This is a genomic window from Tepidimonas thermarum, from assembly GCF_007556705.1.
GTDB classification, from domain to species: domain Bacteria; phylum Pseudomonadota; class Gammaproteobacteria; order Burkholderiales; family Burkholderiaceae_C; genus Tepidimonas; species Tepidimonas thermarum.
This window is the reverse complement of record NZ_VJOL01000100.1, coordinates 1-2,218: the sequence shown is the minus strand read 5'-3', so window position 1 is coordinate 2,218 and position 2,218 is coordinate 1. Positions and strand designations below refer to the sequence as shown.

The following is a 2,218-nucleotide window of genomic DNA, read 5'->3' as shown; positions in this document are numbered from 1 at the left end:
GGGGCGGTGTCGCAAAACCCGTTTTTGAGCTTCAAGTTCAAGGGCGGCAACAAGGGCGACAAGGTGGTGGTCAAGTGGACCGACAACAAGGGTGAGTCGCGCACCGACGAGGCCACCATCGCTTAAGCGCTCGTGTGCCGGGCCCGTCGCCGACACCCGGCTTGTCTTCCCAGATCGCCCCGCATGGGGCAGTTCATCCAAAACGAAGGGTGCACACGATGAAAAAGAAGTTCGTTGTGCTGGCAGCCCTCTGCTCGTTGGGAGCGGCGGCAGCAGCACAAGACGCCACGCAAAAAGGCATCGAAGAGTACCGGGCCATGCTGCAAGACGGCAACCCGGCAGAGCTGTACGAAGTCAAAGGCGAAGAGCTCTGGAAACAAAAGCGCGGTCCCAAGAACGCCTCGCTGGAGCAATGCGACCTGGGCAAGGGCCCGGGCGTTGTCAAGGGGGCGTTCGTCGAGCTGCCGCGCTACTTCAAGGACACCGGGCGCGTGCAGGATTTGGAAAGCCGCCTGCTGACCTGCATGGAGACGCTGCAGGGCATCGACGTCAAAAAAGAGGTGTCGCAGCGCAACTTTGGCAAGGGTGAGACCGCCAACGTCGTGGCGCTGGCCACCTGGATCGCCAGCCAGTCGCGGGACATGCCGTTCAACCTGCCGTTCAACACCCAGGCCGAGCGCGACATGTACGAAATCGGCAAGCGCCTGTTCTTCATGCGCGGCGGGCCGCACGATTTTTCGTGCGCGAGCTGCCACGGCGAGGACGGCAAACGCATCCGGCTGCAGGAGTTGCCCAACCTGACCAAGAACCCCGGTGACGGCGTCGGCTTTGCCGCGTGGCCGGCGTACCGCGTCTCCAACGGGCAGATGTGGAGCATGCAGCACCGCCTCAACGACTGCTACCGTCAGCAGCGCTTTCCTGAGCCTACCTTCGCCAGCGATGTGACCATCGCCCTGGGGGTGTACATGGGGGTGAACGCCAAGGGGGCCAAGTCCATCGCCCCGGCCATCAAGCGCTGAAATGCAGGAGCATGACATGAAAAAAACGATTCTGGTTGCATGGGTGCCGGCGCTGGTGGTCGTGGCCGGTTGCAGCTCGTCGCCGTCGCCGGCTGATTACGACAAGATGACCATGGAAGTCATCAAAAAGTCCTTCGTCGAGCGCGGCATCGCCAAGCTCGATCGCCTGGAGCAGGACGAAGCCCGGCTGGCCTGCTGGCAGTCCGAGGTGTCAGGCAAGCCGCTGGACGACAAGACCGCCAAGGCCATCGAGGAGGCGGCTTACAAGAGCGTCAAGTGGCCCAGCGACGGTAAGTTTTTGGGCGACTGGAAGGAGGGCGAAAAGATCGCCCAGAGCGGTCGCGGCCTGACCTGGAGCGACAGCGCCGACATCGTCAACGGCGGCAATTGCTACAACTGCCACCAGATTGACAAGAAGGAGATCTCCTTCGGGACGCTGGGCCCCAGCCTGTGGAACTACGGCAAGCTGCGCGGGGTCACCGACCCGAACAGCCCCGCGGCCAAACCCATCATCGAGTACACCTGGGCCAAGATTTGGAACTCGCGCGCCTTCAACGCGTGCACCAAAATGCCCAGCGCCGGTCACCGGGGTATCTTGACCGAGCAGCAAATCAAGCACGTGATGGCGCTGCTGCTGGATCCGAAATCGCCGGTCAACCAGTGATGAGCGTGGCGTGCACGGATGGGGCGTGCACGCATGACCCTTGAGGGGGCGTCCGTCGGGCGGCCCCCTTTTTTTGCGGGGGGCCTCAGACGCCCAGGTGGCGCTCGAGCATCCCGGGCTGCGCGATGAGCTCGGCGGACGTGCCTTCGAACACCACCCGGCCCTTGACCAGGATCACGTTGCGGTCGCTGATCTGGGTGACGTGCTTCCAGTTTTTGTCCACGATGATGCTGCTGATGCCGCTGTCGCGGATCACGCGGCAGATGCGCCAGATCTCGCGCGCGATCAGCGGCGCCAGCCCCTCGGTGGCCTCGTCCAGGATGAGCACGTCCGGGTTGGTCATGAGCGCGCGGCCGATGGTCAGCATTTGCTGCTCGCCACCGCTGAGCTGTTGACCGCCGTGGTCGAGATTGTGCAACCTCTTTTCTGTAAATTTCCGGTTGGGTGGTCATGACAACCGGGTTACAGGTTGAAGTTGAGATAGACCTTGCCGGTCAGCCACTCGTCGTCGAGTTCGGCGAGCATTGCGGAAACC

General features: G+C 62.7%; 3 protein-coding genes and 1 pseudogene. 3 read left to right on the top strand and 1 reads right to left on the bottom strand.

Going from position 1 to position 2,218, the window contains the following annotated elements:
- The 3 genes from Tther_RS13005 to soxX form a co-directional block, all read left to right on the top strand.
- The coding region (locus Tther_RS13005; protein WP_185975088.1) for a thiosulfate oxidation carrier complex protein SoxZ at positions 1-126 on the top strand (126 nt) is incomplete at its 5' end.
- 92 nt (positions 127-218) lie between these two features.
- Entirely contained in the window at positions 219-1,019 is an 801-nt protein-coding gene (soxA, locus tag Tther_RS13000; RefSeq protein ID WP_143904535.1) for a sulfur oxidation c-type cytochrome SoxA, read from the top strand.
- A gap of 16 nt (positions 1,020-1,035) precedes the next feature.
- A complete protein-coding gene (gene soxX, locus Tther_RS12995) occupies positions 1,036-1,683 on the top strand; it encodes a sulfur oxidation c-type cytochrome SoxX (protein WP_143904533.1) in 648 nt (215 codons plus the stop codon).
- Between the two features lie 85 nt (positions 1,684-1,768).
- On the opposite strand, the pseudogene Tther_RS12990 reads toward soxX, so the two are convergent.
- Positions 1,769-2,092, bottom strand: a pseudogene (locus Tther_RS12990) (ATP-binding cassette domain-containing protein); the annotation flags it as partial.
- Positions 2,093-2,218 lie beyond the last annotated feature (126 nt).

Bases quoted from the DNA above. Each gene is read 5' to 3' on its own strand.
- soxA (WP_143904535.1), top strand. From the start codon at position 219: ATGAAAAAGAAGTTCGTTGTGCTGGCAGCCCTCTGCTCGTTGGGAGCG.
- soxX (WP_143904533.1), top strand. From the start codon at position 1,036: ATGAAAAAAACGATTCTGGTTGCATGGGTGCCGGCGCTGGTGGTCGTG.